The sequence below is a fragment of the Streptomyces griseus subsp. griseus genome, from assembly GCF_003610995.1.
Taxonomy (GTDB): domain Bacteria; phylum Actinomycetota; class Actinomycetes; order Streptomycetales; family Streptomycetaceae; genus Streptomyces.
In genome coordinates this window covers 5,805,126-5,821,072 of sequence record NZ_CP032543.1, presented here as the reverse complement: position 1 = coordinate 5,821,072, position 15,947 = coordinate 5,805,126, and the positions used below count along the sequence as shown (strand labels likewise).

13 protein-coding genes and 1 pseudogene are annotated in these 15,947 nt (G+C 73.2%); 6 read left to right on the top strand and 8 right to left on the bottom strand.

Going from position 1 to position 15,947, the window contains the following annotated elements; all coding sequences use genetic code 11:
- Positions 1-314: 314 nt before the first annotated feature.
- Positions 315-488 carry a hypothetical protein gene (locus D6270_RS33360; protein ID WP_015611953.1) on the top strand — a complete coding sequence of 58 codons (174 nt, stop codon included), beginning with the start codon at positions 315-317 and terminating at the stop codon, positions 486-488.
- Positions 489-580: 92 nt separating this feature from the next.
- Here the strand turns inward: D6270_RS33360 and D6270_RS26280 are convergent, their stop codons facing one another.
- Both D6270_RS26280 and D6270_RS26275 read right to left on the bottom strand, forming a co-directional pair.
- A complete protein-coding gene (locus D6270_RS26280) occupies positions 581-1,381 on the bottom strand; it encodes an inositol monophosphatase family protein (protein ID WP_109163202.1) in 801 nt (266 codons plus the stop codon).
- A gap of 75 nt (positions 1,382-1,456) precedes the next feature.
- Positions 1,457-2,584 carry a ferrochelatase gene (locus tag D6270_RS26275; RefSeq protein WP_109163203.1) on the bottom strand — a complete coding sequence of 376 codons (1,128 nt, stop codon included), beginning with the start codon at positions 2,582-2,584 and terminating at the stop codon, positions 1,457-1,459.
- A gap of 197 nt (positions 2,585-2,781) precedes the next feature.
- On the opposite strand from D6270_RS26275, the gene D6270_RS26270 reads away from it, so the two are divergent.
- Positions 2,782-4,029: an MFS transporter gene (locus D6270_RS26270; RefSeq protein ID WP_109163204.1), complete on the top strand. Its 1,248-nt coding sequence runs from the start codon at positions 2,782-2,784 to the stop codon at positions 4,027-4,029.
- Positions 3,986-5,308 (top strand): D-arabinono-1,4-lactone oxidase, encoded by a 1,323-nt coding sequence (locus D6270_RS26265; RefSeq protein ID WP_109163205.1) that lies wholly within the window; start codon positions 3,986-3,988, stop codon positions 5,306-5,308. The genes D6270_RS26270 and D6270_RS26265 overlap by 44 nt, the downstream gene beginning before the upstream one ends.
- A gap of 72 nt (positions 5,309-5,380) precedes the next feature.
- Here the strand turns inward: D6270_RS26265 and D6270_RS26260 are convergent, their stop codons facing one another.
- The gene (locus D6270_RS26260; protein ID WP_109163206.1) at positions 5,381-6,523 is read right to left on the bottom strand and encodes a hypothetical protein; all 1,143 of its coding nucleotides are present in this window, start codon (positions 6,521-6,523) and stop codon (positions 5,381-5,383) included.
- Positions 6,524-7,018: 495 nt separating this feature from the next.
- On the opposite strand from D6270_RS26260, the gene sepH reads away from it, so the two are divergent.
- On the top strand, positions 7,019-8,077 hold the full coding sequence (gene sepH, locus D6270_RS26255; protein WP_109167267.1) for a septation protein SepH: 1,059 nt from the start codon (positions 7,019-7,021) through the stop codon (positions 8,075-8,077).
- 72 nt (positions 8,078-8,149) lie between these two features.
- Here the strand turns inward: sepH and D6270_RS26250 are convergent, their stop codons facing one another.
- A complete protein-coding gene (locus D6270_RS26250; RefSeq protein WP_109163207.1) occupies positions 8,150-8,980 on the bottom strand; it encodes a sulfurtransferase in 831 nt (276 codons plus the stop codon).
- A gap of 237 nt (positions 8,981-9,217) precedes the next feature.
- On the opposite strand from D6270_RS26250, the gene D6270_RS26245 reads away from it, so the two are divergent.
- Complete coding sequence (locus D6270_RS26245; protein ID WP_109163208.1) at positions 9,218-9,994, top strand: VOC family protein; 777 nt, start codon at positions 9,218-9,220, stop codon at positions 9,992-9,994.
- A gap of 50 nt (positions 9,995-10,044) precedes the next feature.
- Here the strand turns inward: D6270_RS26245 and D6270_RS26240 are convergent, their stop codons facing one another.
- From D6270_RS26240 to D6270_RS26225, 4 genes and pseudogenes are all read right to left on the bottom strand, one after another.
- Positions 10,045-10,698, bottom strand: a complete 654-nt coding sequence (locus tag D6270_RS26240) for a thymidine kinase (protein ID WP_093692290.1) — start codon at positions 10,696-10,698, stop codon at positions 10,045-10,047.
- A 43-nt stretch (positions 10,699-10,741) separates the two neighbouring features.
- A complete protein-coding gene (locus tag D6270_RS26235; protein ID WP_109163209.1) occupies positions 10,742-11,929 on the bottom strand; it encodes an alkaline phosphatase family protein in 1,188 nt (395 codons plus the stop codon).
- A complete protein-coding gene (locus tag D6270_RS26230) occupies positions 11,929-12,525 on the bottom strand; it encodes a DUF5998 family protein (protein WP_109163210.1) in 597 nt (198 codons plus the stop codon). Before D6270_RS26230 ends, D6270_RS26235 begins: the two co-directional genes overlap by 1 nt.
- Before the next feature lie 41 nt (positions 12,526-12,566).
- A pseudogene (locus D6270_RS26225) lies at positions 12,567-15,442 on the bottom strand (GNAT family N-acetyltransferase).
- 161 nt (positions 15,443-15,603) lie between these two features.
- Between D6270_RS26225 and D6270_RS26220 the strand changes: the two are divergent.
- Positions 15,604-15,885 (top strand): HPr family phosphocarrier protein, encoded by a 282-nt coding sequence (locus tag D6270_RS26220; protein WP_030118648.1) that lies wholly within the window; start codon positions 15,604-15,606, stop codon positions 15,883-15,885.
- Positions 15,886-15,947: the final 62 nt, after the last annotated feature.

Genomic DNA, 15,947 nt, shown 5'->3' with positions numbered 1-15,947 from the left:
ACAGCGAACGGCCCCCAGGGGAGGCCGACTGTGTGCGTCCATCCTGCCCGCAACGCGTATAAACCGGCGGTAAGACGGCGCTCTGGGTGACCGGGCCCCGGGAAGGCGGCGGAATTACCGGTCAGTTGAGGTTTCTCTGAGACTGCGCATGGGGATGAGGGGTTCACACCCGCGATCACGCCCGGCCCGTGGCATTCCACGGCCCCTCTCCGTCCACCCCGGAGAAGCGGCGAGATCACCCGCCCCTCCGGCTCCCCGCCGGAGGAATCCCGGGCACACCCCCGTGCCACCGACCCACGATGAGGGGGCGCATCATGGACGCTTTCACCGCAGGTCTGCTGCAACGCATCAAGAGCACCGAGTCCGACCTCACGCGGGCTCGCGAGGACGGAGACGACTTCCTGGCGGATGTCGAGCAGGGCGAGCTGGACGACCTGCACCGCCTCGCGGCCGAGCACGGCGTGGAAATCGGCGCCACAAGCGTCTGAGCCGTAGGACAGAGGGCCCCGGATGCCTCACCGGCATCCGGGGCCCTCTGCTGTGTCCTGCGGCCCCACAGCTCCCACCAGGGCCTTCGGCGTCAGTCGTGCCAGGCACCCAGCTCGTCGAGGGCGGCCTGCAGCGGCTCGAAGACGCCGGGGGGCGCGGCCACCGCGAGGTCGCCGTCGGCCGGCAGCCCGGGGCGGCCGCCGGTCAGCGCGCCCGCCTCCCGGGCGATCAGGTCGCCCGCGGCCAGGTCCCAGGGGTGCAGCCCGCGCTCGTAGTAGCCGTCCAGCCGCCCCGCCGCCACATCGCAGAGGTCGACGGCCGCCGAACCGCTGCGCCGGATGTCCCGGAGCCTGGGGATCAGCCGCTGGACGACGTCCGCCTGGTGGCTGCGGACCTTGCTGACGTAGTTGAAGCCGGTCGAGACGAGGGCCTGGTCCAGCGGCGGCGCGGGGCGGCAGCGCAGCGCCGTGCCGTTCGCGTACGCACCGCCGCCCAGGACCGCCTGGTACGTCTCCCGGCGCATGGGGGCCTCGACGACGCCCACGACCCGCTCGCCGTCGCGCTCGGCCGCGATGGAGACCGCCCAGGTCGGCAGGCCGTAGAGGTAGTTCACGGTGCCGTCCAGCGGGTCGATCACCCAGCGGATGCCGGTGGAGCCCGGAGAGCTGGCCCCCTCCTCGCCGAGGAAGCCGTCGTCGGGGCGGAAGTCGGAGAGGTAGCCGGTGATCAGCTTCTCGGCGGCGATGTCCATCTCGGTGACCACATCGATGGGGCTGGACTTGGTCGCGGCCACCCCCAGGTCGGCGGGGCGGCCGTCGCGCAGCAGGGCTCCGGCGCGCCGGGCGGCCTCCAGGGCGAGGTCCAGCAGCTCGGACAGGGCGGGGTCGGTCACGGGGGCTCCCAGGGGACTCGACGAGAACAGGGCTTTACGCGTACGGGCAGGGGTTCTGCGCGTACGGCAGCGGCTTTACGCGTACGGGCTGTCGGCGCCCGCCGCCGCGGGCTTGGGGGCCCTGGCCGGGCAGCAGCCGACCGGGCAGAGGTCGTGGGACGGACCGAGGGATCCCAGCGCGCAGGGCTTCACCTCACGCCCCCGCTCATGCGCCGCGCGCTCCAGGAGCAGGTCCCGTACGGCGGCGGCGAAGCGCGGGTCGTCGCCCACCGTCGCGGACCGGCGGACCGGCAGCCCCAGCTCGGCGGCGCTCGCGGTGGCCTCGGTGTCGAGGTCGTACAGGACCTCCATGTGGTCGGAGACGAAGCCGATCGGCGCCATCACGACCGCGGGGACACCCTCGCCGTGCAGGGTCTCCAGGTGGTCGCAGATGTCGGGCTCCAGCCACGGGATGTGCGGGGCGCCGCTGCGGGACTGGTAGACGAGCTGCCAGGGGTGGTCGACGCCGGTCGCCTCACGCACCGCCGCCACGATCAGCCGGGCGACGTCCAGGTGCTCGGCGACGTACGCCCCGCCCTCGCCGTGCGCCTCCACGGGCCCCGAGGCGTCGGCGGCCGAGGTCGGGATGGAGTGCGTGGTGAAGGCGAGGTGGGCGCCCGCGCGCACGTCCTCGGGGAGGTCGGCCAGCGAGGCGAGCACCCCGTCGACCATCGGCTCCACGAAGCCGGGGTGGTTGAAGTAGTGGCGCAGCTTGTCCACCCGCGGCACGTCGAGGCCCTCCGCCTCCAGCGCGGCCAGCGACTCGGCGAGGTTCTCGCGGTACTGGCGGCAGCCCGAGTACGAGGCGTACGCGCTGGTGGCGAGGACGGCGATCCGGCGGTGCCCGTCGGCGGTCATCTCGCGCAGGGTGTCGGTCAGGTACGGCGCCCAGTTGCGGTTGCCCCAGTAGACCGGCAGGTCCAGGCCGTGGTCGGCGAGGTCCTTGCGGAGGGCGTCCAGCAGCGCGCGGTTCTGGGCGTTGATCGGGCTGACCCCACCGAAGAGGAAGTAGTGCTGCCCGACCTCCTTGAGGCGTTCCTCGGGGATGCCCCGGCCGCGGGTCACGTTCGCGAGGAACGGGACCACGTCGTCCGGGCCCTCGGGACCGCCGAAGGAGAGCAGCAGCAGGGCGTCGTAGGGAGCGGGATCGCGCAGATCGGACATGGCATCGATCCTGCCACCCGCCACCGACAGCGCGGCAACCGACATCCGACGCCCCGTCGGCAAGAGCCGGAACCCCTGACGGACGTACGCCCGTTCCGCGCCCCCGGACACTCCCGGATCCGGTGTCCGGCGGCTCCGCCCGGCCGTAAGCTGTATCAGCCCGCTACACGCATGACAGGCACGACCGGAGTACCCCCTTGCCCAGCCCCTACCGCGCCATCTTCGCCGCCCCCGGCTCCAAGGGGTTCTCCGCCGCAGGCTTCTTCGGCCGGATGCCGCTGTCCATGATGGGCATCGGCGTCGTGACCATGATCTCCCAGCTCACCGGCCGCTACGGGCTGGCCGGGGCGCTCACCGCGACCCTCGCCATGGCGGCCGCGGTCTTCGGCCCGCAGATCTCGCGCCTGGTCGACCGGTACGGGCAGCGCAGGGTGCTGCGCCCCACCACCCTGGCCTCGGTGGCGGCGGTGGCGGGGCTGCTGATCTGCGCCCAGCAGGGGGCGCCGGACTGGACGCTGTTCGTCTTCGCGGCGGGTGCGGGCTGTGTGCCGAGCGTGGGGTCGATGGTGCGGGCCCGCTGGGCGGCGATCTACCGGGGTTCCAGCCGAGAGCTGCACACGGCGTACTCCTGGGAGTCGATCGTCGACGAGGTGTGCTTCATCTTCGGGCCGATCATCTCGATCGGGCTCTCCACCGCCTGGTTCCCGGAGGCCGGTCCGCTGATCGCCGCCGCCTTCCTGCTGGTCGGGGTCTTCTGGCTGACCGCCCAGCGCGCCACCGAGCCGATCCCGCACCCCAAGTCCCAGCACACCGGCGGCTCGGCGCTGCGCTCGCCCGGCCTCCAGGTCCTGGTGATCACCTTCGTGGCGACGGGCGCGATCTTCGGCGCCGTCGACGTGGTGACCGTGGCCTTCGCCGAGGAGAGCGGCCGCAAGGCCGCGGCCTCCCTCGTGCTGGCCGTCTACGCGCTCGGTTCGTGCCTGGCGGGAGCCGTCTTCGGGCTGCTGCACCTGAAGGGGAAGCCCGCCAGAAGGTGGCTGGTGGGTGTCTGCGCGATGGCCGTGAGTATGATCCCCCTCCAACTGGCCGGGAACCTCACGTTGCTGGCCGTGGCGCTCTTTGTCGCGGGCCTCGCCATCGCACCGACGATGGTCACCACCATGGCCCTCGTCGAAGCGCACGTACCGCGCACCAAGCTGACCGAGGGCATGACCTGGACCAGTACCGGGCTCGCGGTCGGAGTGGCGCTCGGCTCCTCGGCCGCCGGCTGGGTGGTCGACGCCGCCGGAGCGAAGGCGGGGTACGCGGTGCCCGCCGTGGCGGGAGCGCTCGCGGCGGCGGTGGCGGTCCTGGGGTATCGCCGGCTGGCCAAGCCGGCTCCTACGGGAGGGCGCGGGGAAGATGACCGACACCTACGCACGGACGACGACGAACGCGTGGCGTAACTGGGCGGGGACCGTCACCGCCCGGCCCGCCAGGACCGAGTCCCCCGCGTCCGTGGACGAGCTCGTCGACGTACTCCGCCGGGCGCACGCGGACGGCCTCACGGTGAAGCCCGTCGGCACCGGCCACTCCTTCACGGCCACCGCCGCCACCGACGGCGTGCTGATACGCCCGGACCTGCTCACCGGCATCCGGGACATCGACCGCAAGGCGATGACCGTCACGGTGGAGGCGGGCACTCCGCTCAAGCGCCTCAACACCGCGCTCGCCCGTGAGGGGCTCTCGCTCACGAACATGGGCGACATCATGGAGCAGACGATCGCCGGGGCGACCTCCACCGGGACGCACGGCACCGGCCGCGACTCGGCGTCGATATCCGCCCAGATCCGCGCCCTGGAGCTGGTCACCGCCGACGGCACCGTGCTGGTCTGCTCGGAGCAGGAGAACCCGGAGGTGTTCGCCGCCGCCCGGGTCGGCCTCGGCGCCCTCGGGGTGATCACCGCGGTCACCCTCGCCGTGGAGCCGGTCTTCCTGCTGACCGCCCGTGAGGAGCCGATGACCTTCGACCGGGTCACGGGCGACTTCGACCAGCTGGTCGCCGAGAACGAGCACTTCGAGTTCTACTGGTTCCCACACACCGGCAACTGCAACACCAAGCGCAACAACCGCAGCGCGGGTCCGGCCGCCCCGCCCGGCCGGGTGAGCAGCTGGATCGACGACGAGCTGCTCTCCAACGGGGTCTTCCAGGTGGCCTGTTCCCTCGGGCGGGCGGTCCCGGCGACCATCCCCTCCATCGCCAAGCTCTCCAGCCGCGCGCTCTCGGCCCGGACCTACACCGACATCCCGTACAAGGTGTTCACCAGCCCGCGCCGGGTGAAGTTCGTGGAGATGGAGTACGCCGTTCCGCGCGAGCGGGCCGTGGCGGCGCTGCGGGAGCTGAAGGCGATGGTGGAGCGCTCACCGCTGAAGGTCAGCTTCCCGGTCGAGGTGCGCACCGCGCCCGCCGACGACATGGCCCTCTCGACCGCTTCCGGCCGGGACAGCGCGTACATCGCCGTGCACCTCTACAAGGGGACGCCGCACCGCTCGTACTTCACCGCGGTGGAGCGGATCATGACCGCGCACTCCGGCCGCCCGCACTGGGGCAAGATCCACACCCGGGACGCGGCCTATCTGGCGGAGGTCTACCCGCGGTTCGGCGAGTTCACCGCCGTACGCGACCGACTCGACCCGGACCGGATGTTCGGCAACGACTACCTGCGGCGCGTCCTCGGCGACTGAGCCCCTGGCAAGGCGTCGGCCCCCTCGCGTCTTCCGTCGCAAGGGGGCCGACGCGCTTCCGCGGTACGGCGGTCACTCGGTGGTGCCGTCGGCGGGCGGGGCCTGCTCGCCCTGGCCCGCGGCGCCGCCGTTGCCCGGGGCGGTCGTCGGATCCGGTGCGCCGGTCCCGCCGCCGGGGGTGGAGGGGGTCGGCGTCGGGGCGGGCGTGGTCTGCCCGTCGCCGGAGGTGGACGGGGCCGGCGTGGGGGTGGTGGTCCCGGTGCCCGGGTTGTCGCCGCCCGTTCCCGTACCGGGGTCGGGGCTCGTACCGCTGCCGTCGCCGCCCGGGTCGGTGGCGGGGGCGGATCCGGTGCCGCTGCCCGGCGTCTTCTGCTGCTCGTCCCCTCCCCCGTCCTGGCCGGTGTCGCCGGAGGGCGTGGGATCGGCCGGGCCGGGGTCGCGGTCGCCGCCGCCGCGTACGACGGAGCTGAGGGTGGTGCCCTTGCCGCCGCTCAGGTCGTTGCCCGAGATCATCTCGAAGACGGTGATCCCGGCCATGGAGACGGCGAAGACCGCGGCGGCCGCGAGCGCGGGGCGCTTCCAGCCGCGCAGCCGGGTGCCGTGGGTGGTGCCCTCGGTGAACGCGTCGTCGGTCGCGGCCGGTGCTTCCGCCGCCTGAGACAGGACCTGCGTACGGTCTCCGAACTGCGGGAGCATCTGCGTACGGTCCGGGTCGGGCCGCAGCAGTTGGGTGCGCTCCGGGTCGGCGACCGGCCGCAGCAACTGCGTGCTCTCCGCGTCCGGGACCGCGTCGGAGGCCCCCTCCGGGACCACCTCCGGCACCCCGCCCGGGTCGACCGTGGGCAGCACCGTGGTGGCGTCGTCCGTCGCGGCCGCCGCAGGCTCCGGTTGCGGACGCCGCTCGGCGGCTCTGTGCGCCGAGGGGGTCGTCTCCTTCGTGTGCACCGTCACCTGGCGGCCCTCCGGGTGGGTCACCTGGACCGTCACCTCGCGGATCTGCTCGCCGGTGCGGCGGAAGAAGTGCTGGAAGACGGAGCCCCCGCAGGTGGCGACGACGCTCATCACGCCCGCCCCGGCGATGGTGCCGTAGACCCCCAGCTGCGAAGCCGCCACGGCTGCCGCGACCGCGGCCACCGCGCTCCCGGCGACCTGCGGCAGACTCAGATCGATGCGCCTTTCCTTGGGTTCTATGTCACTTTCCGGCTTCTGAACCATTACCAGCCCCTGCTTGACATCTCTCCCACCATGCAACAGGAAGGGACAAATGAGCGAAGTGGATAGTTCCGTTTCCGGCGATTGTGTGAAGCACAACACGCATCAGGGGCATTTCGCGGAGAACCGGGTAGGCCAACTCCCGTGCCACCCGAGAAGTTCGGCGGCGCGCCGGTCCACCCAAGTGGCCCGAATGGAGTACCGTACGAGCCCTGGGGCGGACTCCCACATGGGGATCCGCAGCTACGGGAGAGGGGCCGGCAGCGGCACTCGAACCGGCAGCGCCAAGCGATTGCACGGGTGCTTGCTGAACAGAGCGGCCAAATCGGTCACTTTGGGGCGCAAGAGGCAACCGTGTCATGGCGGCGTTCCAGGACGAGCGCCCGACACGCCGGGCAACATGGCAAGGTTGTGGCAGGCTGCACCCGGGCAGGTCACACTCGACTAGCGGAAGCAGCGACGCACGTGACGTCGGCAGGCACCACCCGGGAGGTCCCCATGCCCGAACTGCGTGTCGTGGCCGTCTCCAACGACGGCACACGACTGGTGCTCAAGGCTGCGGACAGCACGGAATACACGCTTCCGATCGACGAGCGGCTGCGCGCCGCCGTGCGCAACGACCGCGCCCGGCTCGGCCAGATCGAGATCGAGGTGGAGAGCCACCTCCGCCCCCGCGACATCCAGGCCCGCATACGGGCCGGTGCCTCCGCGGAGGAGGTCGCCCAGTTCGCCGGCATCCCGGTCGACCGTGTACGCCGCTTCGAGGGCCCCGTGCTCGCGGAGCGCGCCTTCATGGCCGAGCGGGCCCGGAAGACTCCCGTGCGCCGTCCCGGCGAGAACACCGGCCCCCAGCTCGGCGAGGCGGTGCAGGAGCGGCTCCTGCTGCGCGGCGCCGACAAGGAAACCGTCCAGTGGGACTCCTGGCGCCGTGACGACGGCACCTGGGAGGTCCTGCTCGTCTACCGGGTCGCGGGTGAACCGCACTCGGCGAGCTGGACGTACGACCCGCCCAGACGGCTCGTCCAGGCCGTCGACGACGAGGCACGCTCGCTGATCGGCGAGAGCGACGGCGCGGCGCCCGAGCCGAGCTTCCCGTTCGTGCCCCGGATCGCCCGGCTGCCGCGCGACCGGCCGCTGGACCGCGCTCTCGACCGGCAGATCGAACGGCCCGCACCGGTCGCCGAGCCGGAGGAGTACGTGAGCAGCGCCTCGGCCGGTGAGCGGGACTCGCTGACCAGCCTGCTGGAGGCGGTGCCGAGCTTCCGGGGCGACATGGTCGTGCCGGAGCGGCCCACGCAGCCCGAGCCACCCGCGCTCGAACCGGCCGCCGAGGAGGAGACCGAGGCGGACGAGCCGCCCGCGGCCGCCGCTTCGGCCGGTGCCGGTGCGGCGTACGCGGATGTGCTGATGCCCCGGGCGGTGGCCGGTCACCGCGACCGGCTGACCGGGACGACGGACCGTCAGGCGGAGGCGGACGGGGTCCGGCCGGGCCGCCGGGCGGCCGTGCCGAGCTGGGACGAGATCGTCTTCGGCACCCGCCGCAAGAAGCAGGACTGACCGGGAGTGCCGGTCGGCAGGAGAGGGGCCCGTACGCCATGGCGTACGGGCCCCTCTCCGTCGTCGCGCTTATCAGGCCGGCTCGGGGCCGGTGGCGACCGGGCGGGCGGGGTCGGCGGACCACTCGGACCAGGAGCCGGGGTAGAGCGCGGCGGGGATGCCGGCGATCTCCAGGGCGAGCACCTCATGGGCGCCGGAGACCCCCGATCCGCAGTAGACGCCGACGGCCCCGCCGCTCTTCCCCGCCCCGAGCGCGGTGAACCGCTCGGCGAGCTGTCCGGCCGGAAGGTAGCGGCCGTCCTCGGTGACGTTCGCCGTGGTCGGGGCGGAGACGGCACCGGGGATGTGGCCGCCGACGCGGTCGATCGGCTCGACATCGCCCCGGTAGCGCTCGGCCGCCCGTGCGTCCAGGAGCAGCCCCGTCCGGGCGAGCGCGGCGGCCGCGTCCGCGTCCAGGGTGGGCAGGGCGCCGGGCTTCGGCCGGAAATCACCCTCGGCCGGGCGCGGGATCTCGGTGGTGAGGTCGCCGGTCCACGCGGCGAGGCCGCCGTCCAGGACCCGTACGTCGGGGTGACCCGTCCAGCGCAGCAGCCACCAGGCGCGTGCGGCGGCCCAGCCCTGTCCGCCGTCGTAGACCACGACCGGGGTGTCCTGGCCGACCCCGGCGCGGCGCATCACGGCGCCGAAGGCCTCCGGGTCCGGGAGGGGGTGGCGGCCGCCGCTGCCCGCCGGTCCGGCCAGTTCCGTATCGAGGTCGACGAAGACGGCGCCGGGCAGATGGCCGGCCTCGTAGTCGGGGCGGCCGTGCGGACCACCCAGCTGCCAGCGGACGTCCAGGAGCACCGGGGGTCGCGGTCCCGCCGACTCGCTCGCGTATGCGGTTGCGGTGATGATGGGCTTCATGGGTGCCATCCTCGCGCAGAGGCCGTGGCGCCCGTACCAGCGCACGGGCGGACCTACCGCACCAAAGCGGTCTTCGCCCGCCGAGAACCCGGAGAACGCGGCGCGGCCGGGGCCGTGCCGGTGCCGGGTGGTGCGAGCATCTGCACGGGGTGTGCGGACCGCGTCCTGACCCGGGACGGCCGTACCGCCCCGTTCCCCCCGTACGGCCACCACAACGGTCCGAGGAGAGACAAGACGATGACCGAGGCTGCTGCCCGGCGCACGCCCGGAACACCTTGCTGGGTGAGTCTGATCGTGCACGGCCTGAGCGCGACCCAGGAGTTCTACGGAGCCCTGTTCGGCTGGGAGTTCCGGCCGGGCCCCGACCAGCTGGGCCCCTATGTCCGCGGACTCCTCGACGGCAAGGAGGTCGCGGGCATCGGTCAGCTGCCGCCCGACCGGCACCTCCCGATCGCCTGGACCACCTACCTGGCGACGGACGACGCGGACCTGACGGCCGAGGCGATCCGCTCCTGCGGCGGCACGGTCGCGGTCGGGCCGATCGACGCGGGTGAGGCGGGGCGGCTCGCCATCGCATCGGACCCGGGCGGGGCGGTCTTCGGCGTCTGGCAGGGCTCGGAGCACATCGGCACGATGAAGGCGGGCGTCCCCGGCACCCCCGTCTGGAACGAGCTGGTGACGCGGGAGACCTCGATGGTCGCGAAGTTCTACCAGACGGTCTTCGGTTACGAGACCGAGGCGGTGGTCTCCGCCGACTTCGACTACCAGACCCTGCACCTGGCGGGCGTCCCGGTGGCCGCCCTGCACGGGGCCGGCCAGTCGCTGCCGCGCGACCGGGGGCCGCACTGGATGACGTACTTCGAGGTCGCCGACGTGGACGAGTCCGCGGCGCGGGTGGTGGAGCTGGGCGGGCACGTCCTCCAGCCGCCGCGTGAGGGGGCCGGCGGCCGGCTGGCGACGGTGGCCGATCCGGAGGGCGCCGCCTTCACGATCGTACAGTCGTCCAAGGGCTGAACCGCCGGCTCTCGTACGGTCGTCCGAGGGCTGGAGTCCCTTCGGGGCGGCTAGCTCTCGGCGGCGACCGGGAGCACGTCCGGGGAGAGCGTGCCGGCGCGGGCCGTCTCCGCGGTGAGCCGACGGCGGTGGTGGCGGCGGCACAGCACCTCGTAACCGACCTCGCCCGCCTGCCGGTTGACATCGCCGACGACGACCTGGGCGCCCTCGACGACCATCTCGCCGTCCACCGTACGGGCGTTGTGGGTGGCGCGGGCGCCGCACCAGCAGAGCGCCTCGACCTGGAGCGCCTCTATCCGGTCGGCCAGTTCGATCAGCCGCTGGGAGCCGGGGAAGAGCTTGGTGCGGAAGTCCGTGGTGATGCCGAACGCGAAGACGTCCAGGCCCAGATCGTCGACGACCCGGGCCAACTGGTCGATCTGGACCGGGGCGAGGAACTGCGCCTCGTCCACGATGACGTAGTCGACCCGGCCACCGCGGCTGACCCGGTCGACGATGTGCGCGTAGACGTCCATGCCCTCGTCGGCCTCGACGGCGTCCGTCACCAGGCCGAGCCGGGAGGAGAGCTTGCCCTCGCCCGCCCGGTCGTCGCGAGTGAAGATCACGCCCTGGAGGCCCCGCGCGGAGCGGTTGTGACCGATCTGCAGGGCCAGCGTGCTCTTTCCGCAGTCCATGGTTCCGGAGAAGAACACCAGCTCGGGCATGAGGGGACGAGCACCTTTCAGAACAGCGGAGGGGGAAACGCGGTTACGAGCGTACTTCGAGCAGCGGGACGAGCTGTTCGACGGGGGTCAGGGAGCCGTGCATGCCGACCATCGCCGACTCGTGCGGCTCGTTGACGGACGCCGTGATGACGACGTCGTCGTGGGCGGCGGCGACCACATCGCCGATCCGGCCGTACACTCGCTCGTCGATGACGGGCCCGAACCAGCCCGCCGCGATCGCCTCGTCCCTGCTCGCCACCCAGAACTGCTCGCCGAGCACCTCGCGCCAGACGGCCAGGACGTCGCCCTGGGCCCCGGGCACCGCGTAGACATGGCGGGCGCGGCCCTCGCCGCCGAGCAGGGCGACGCCCGCGCGCAGCTCCCAGTCCTCGTCGAAGTCGATCCGGGACTGCTCGTCGAACGGGATGTCGATCATGCCGTGGTCGGCGGTGATGTAGAGCGCGGAGCGCGGCGGCAGCTGCTCGGCGAGGCGCTGGGCGAGCCCGTCGACGTACATCAACTGGCCGCGCCAGGCGTCGGAGTCGACGCCGAAGCGGTGGCCCTTGCCGTCGACCTCGCTGTAGTACGTGTAGACGAGCGAGCGGTCACCGGCGGCGAGGCGCTGGGCGGCGACGTCCATCCGGTCCTCGCCGGAGAGCCGGCCGAGGAAGGATCCGCCGCTGAGCGCGACCTTGGTGAGCGGGGTCTGCTCGAAGTCCGGGGAGGAGACCTGCGCGGTGTGCACGCCCGCCGCGTCGGCGAGCCGGAAGACCGTGGGGTAGGGCTGCCAGACCTTCGGCGCGGTGAACGGCTTCCAGCGGAGCTGGTTCATCAGCGCGCCGGTCTCCGGGTTGCGCACGGTGTAGCCGGGCAGACCGTGCTCGCCGGGCGGCAGCCCCGTACCGACCGAGGCGAGCGAGGTCGCGGTGGTGGAGGGGAAGCCCGCGGTGATCGGCTGCCCGGTGTTGCCGCGCGAGGTGGGCAGCAGGGAGTGCAGGAAGGGCGCCTCGTCCGGGTGGGAGCTGATCTGCTCCCAGCCGAGGCCGTCGATCAGGAAGACGCAGTTGCGGTCGGCGGGCGTCAGTTCGGAGATGGTGGCGGTGAGGCCCGCCACCCCCTGCCCGGCCGCGAGCGTCGGCAGCAGGTCGGCGAGCGAGCCGCTGCCGTACGCGGGGACGGGGGCGGTGTCGAGAGCGAGCGGGACCGGGTCCGGCCAGGCGGGCTGGACCATCACCGGCCGGTCGCCGCGGTGGCGGCCGTGGCCTCGGAGAGCGACTGGGCGAAGGCGAGGGTCTGGCGGACGGCGTCGGGGCCGTCGCCGGCCTCGCTGACGCGCAGGCTCAGGTCGTCGGCGGTGGAGCTGCCCGTGTAGCCGTGGTCGGCCTCGCAGTTGGCGTCACCGCAGGCGGCGGGCTCCAGGTCGATCCGGGAGACCGCGCCCCAGCCGATGGTGAGGACGACCTCGCGGGGCAGCGTGCCCGCGACGTACTTCTCCGGGTTGGCCACCACGCGGCTGACCACGACGGAGGAGATCCGGTCCAGCTTGACCGACTCCGTGGAGGTGGTGGCGTACGGCGTCGGGGAGCTGGTGTCGGCGGCCTGCTCGTCGGTGTGGCTGACGATGAACCGGTGCTCGGTCAGCACGAGGACCGTGGCATGGCGGCGGACCTCGTTGGAGTCGAACGTGGTCTCCTGATGGACCAGGTACGAGGCGACCGGCTCCCCGCCGACGGCGGCCTCGACCGCCTCGGCCACGAGGGCCGGGTAGTAGCCGCTGCGCTCGATCGCCGCGCGCAGCCCCTGGGTCGTCGTACCGGTCTTTGCCATGTGCACCATCCTACGGGGGGCCGGTGGCTGCCTGGGACCTGTCAGTAGTTCGGGAGGCGGCGCGGGCCCAGGTCGCCGCGCGGGGGCGGCGGGGCCAGCCGGACGCTCGCGCCGAGGACGGTGAGGCCGTGGGGGGCCACGACGACCGGTTCCAGCGCCACGGAGACCACTTCGGGGTGGTCGTCGACCAGCCGGGAGAGCCGCAGCAGCAGCTCCTCCAGCGCCGGGGTGTCGACCGGGGCCGAGCCGCGCCAGCCGAAGAGGACCGGGGCCGCCTTGATCGACCGGATCAGCTCGGCGGCGTCGCGGTCGGTGACCGGGACCAGCCGGTGCCCGGTGTCGCCGAGCAGCTCGGAGGGGGCGCCCGCCAGACCGAAGGAGAGGACGGCCCCGGCGGCTGCGTCGATGGAGGCCCGTACGACCGTGTCCACACCGCGCGGGGCCATGGACTGGACGACCGGGAGGAGTTCGGCGGGTTTGCCGAGGAGCTCGGTGAACTCTCCGTACGCCCGGCGCAGCGCGTCCTCGTCCGCGAGGTCCAGCCGTACGCCGCCGAGGTCGGCGCGGTGGCGCAGGTGGGGTGCGGTGGTCTTCAGCGCCACCGGGTAACCGAGGCGGGCGGCCGCGGCGACGGCTGCCCCGGGGTCCGGGGCGGGGAGCGTGGGGCGTACCGGGATGCCGTAGCGGCCGAGCAGCTCGCGGGCCTCGTCGTGGGCGAGGGTGCGGCCGCGCGGGTCGGGGTGGGGCCGAGCAGGGTGTCGATCAGGGCGGCGGCGCCGGGCTCGTCGGTGGTCTCGTCCAGGAACTCGGGCACCTTGCCGGGCGTGGCGGCCTGGCGCCGCCACTGGGCGTACTTCACCGCTTCGGACATCGCCCGTACGGCCCGCTCGGCGGCGGGATAGGCGGGGATGCGGCCGGGGCGGACCGGCGGCTCGCCTCCTTCGGCCTCTCCGGCTCCCTGGGGCGCGGTCTCCGTGGGGGTGGGCGCTCCGGACGCGCCGGAGGGCTGGGCGGCGAGCGTCGTGGGCCGGGTGCGGGGTGCGGCCGTGCTGCTCGCGGCGGCCAGGGCCTCCGCGAGGCCGCCGATCTCCACATGGACGACGGCGACGGGCTTGGCGGGGCTTCCGGCCGCGGCGCCGTGCAGGGCGGCGGCCAGCACCTCGCCGTCACCGGTCTCGGCCTCGCCGTTCTCCCCCACCCACGGGATGGCGGTGACGACCACGGCGTCGCAGCTCCCGTCGGCGAGCGCCTCGGCCAGCGCGTCCTTGAAGTCCTGTGGGGAGGCGGCCGTGGTGAGGTCGATCGGCGGGCGCGGGCGGAGCCCCTCGGCGAGGCAGGCGTCGTACGTGAGGAGGCCGAGGGACTCGGAGTTGCCGAGGATCGCGACCCGGGGTCCGGCCGGGAGCGGCTGCCCGGCCAGGAGCAGCCCGGCGTCCACCATCTCGGTCACCGTGTCGACCCGGATCACGCCCGCCTGCCGCATCAGGGCGGAGACGGTGGCGTCGGGGATGCGGCTGACGGGGACGGCGTGGCCGGGCGGGTTGGTGCCGCTGTGCCGGGCGCCCTTCACCACGACGACGGGCTTCAGGGCGGCGGTGCGGCGGGCGAGGCGGGTGAACTTGCGGGGGTTGCCGAGTGATTCGAGGTAGAGGAGGGCGACGTCGGTGTCCGGGTCCTCGAACGAGTACTGGAGGAAGTCGTTGCCGGAGACATCGGCCCGGTTGCCCGCAGAGATGAACGAGGAGAGCCCCGCGCCGCGCCGGTGGAGTCCGGAGAGGAGGGCGATGCCGATCGCGCCGGACTGGGTGAACAGGCCGATCCGGCCACGGGCGGGCGACTCGGGGGCGAGGGAGGCGTTGAGCCGGACGGACTCGGCGGTGTTGATGATGCCGAAGGCGTTGGGGCCGATGATCCGCATGCCGTACGAGCGGGCCTGGCGGACCAGTTCGCGCTGGAGCTCGCGGCCGGCCGAGCCCCGCTCGGCGTAACCGGCGGAGAGGACGACGAGGCCCTGGACGCCGTGTTCGCCGCAGTCGGCGACGGCTTCGGGGACCCGGTGGGCGGGGACCGCGATGACGGCGAGGTCGACCCGCTCGTCGATCTCGCCGAGCGAGCGGTGGGCGGGGACGCCGTCGAGGGTGGCCGGCCCCTCGTCGAAGGCGCGGTTCACGGCGTAGGTGCGGCCGGTGAAGCCTGCGGCGAGGAGGTTGCGCAGGACCGTGCGGCCCACTCCCCCGGGTGTGCGGCCGGTACCGATCACCGCGACGGAGCCGGGGGCGAGGAGGCGCTGGACCGAGCGGGCCTCGGCGCGCTGCTCACGGCCGCGCTGGACGGCGAGGGACTTCTCGGTGGGTTCGAGGTCGAGGGTGAGGTGGACGGAGCCGTCCTCGAAGCTGCGCCGCTGGGTGTAGCCGGCGTCCCGGAACACCTTGATCATCTTGTTGTTGGCGGGCAGCACCTCGGCGGCGAAGCGCCGGATACCCCGCTCGCGGGCGACGGCGGCGATGTGTTCGAGCAGCGCCGAGGCGACTCCACGGCCCTGGTGGGCGTCCTGGACGAGGAAGGCGACCTCGGCCTCGTCGGCGGGGGCGGAGGCGGGCCTGCCCTGTCCGTTGATGCGGTCGAAGCGGACGGTGCCGATGAACTCACCGCCGATCGTGACGGCCAGCCCCACCCGGTCGACGTAGTCGTGATGGGTGAAGCGGTGCACGTCCCGGTCGGAGAGGCGGGGGTACGGGGCGAAGAACCGGTAATACTTCGACTCGTCGGAGACCTGCTCGTAGAAGCTGACCAGCCGCTCGGCATCGTCCGTGGTGATCGGCCTGATGCGCGCGGTGCCACCGTCGCGGAGCACCACGTCCGCTTCCCAGTGGTCGGGGTACGCGTGATGCGGGCTCAGCTCCGGCTCGGGCTCCATGGACAAAGCCTACGGCTGACATCCCGGTCGCGGAGGGATCGGTACCGGGGCAGTCTGAGGACGGCCGGGACAGGAGCTCGTCGGAGGGGAGGCCGGGCACGGCAGTACGCACCGCATGAGAGACTGGTCTAGACAACCGTTGATATGTGAAGGGCAGAACCATGGCTGAGCGCCGCGTAAACGTCGGTTGGGCCGAGGGCCTGCACGCCCGCCCCGCTTCCATCTTCGTCCGTGCCGCCACGGCTTCCGGCGTCCCCGTGACGATCGCCAAGGCCGACGGCAACCCGGTCAACGCCGCCTCCATGCTCGCGGTGCTGGGTCTGGGCGCGCAGGGTGGCGAGGAGATCGTGCTCGCGTCCGACGCGGACGGCGCCGAGGCCGCCCTGGACCGTCTGGCGAAGCTGGTCGCCGAGGGTCTGGAAGAGCTTCCCGAGACCGTCTGACGATCCCCGGGGCCGTTCAACGGCGACGGACTTCGAGCCGTGGTTCCCCTGAGGGGGGCCAC

Coding starts and splice junctions, on each gene's coding strand:
- D6270_RS33360 (WP_015611953.1), top strand. CDS start 315: ATGGACGCTTTCACCGCAGGTCTGCTGCAACGCATCAAGAGCACCGAG.
- D6270_RS26275 (WP_109163203.1), bottom strand. CDS start 2,584: ATGTCCGATCTGCGCGATCCCGCTCCCTACGACGCCCTGCTGCTGCTC.
- D6270_RS26265 (WP_109163205.1), top strand. CDS start 3,986: ATGACCGACACCTACGCACGGACGACGACGAACGCGTGGCGTAACTGG.
- D6270_RS26260 (WP_109163206.1), bottom strand. CDS start 6,523: ATGGTTCAGAAGCCGGAAAGTGACATAGAACCCAAGGAAAGGCGCATC.
- sepH (WP_109167267.1), top strand. CDS start 7,019: ATGCCCGAACTGCGTGTCGTGGCCGTCTCCAACGACGGCACACGACTG.
- D6270_RS26250 (WP_109163207.1), bottom strand. CDS start 8,980: ATGAAGCCCATCATCACCGCAACCGCATACGCGAGCGAGTCGGCGGGA.
- D6270_RS26245 (WP_109163208.1), top strand. CDS start 9,218: ATGACCGAGGCTGCTGCCCGGCGCACGCCCGGAACACCTTGCTGGGTG.
- D6270_RS26240 (WP_093692290.1), bottom strand. CDS start 10,698: ATGCCCGAGCTGGTGTTCTTCTCCGGAACCATGGACTGCGGAAAGAGC.
- D6270_RS26235 (WP_109163209.1), bottom strand. CDS start 11,929: ATGGTCCAGCCCGCCTGGCCGGACCCGGTCCCGCTCGCTCTCGACACC.
- D6270_RS26230 (WP_109163210.1), bottom strand. CDS start 12,525: ATGGCAAAGACCGGTACGACGACCCAGGGGCTGCGCGCGGCGATCGAG.
- D6270_RS26220 (WP_030118648.1), top strand. CDS start 15,604: ATGGCTGAGCGCCGCGTAAACGTCGGTTGGGCCGAGGGCCTGCACGCC.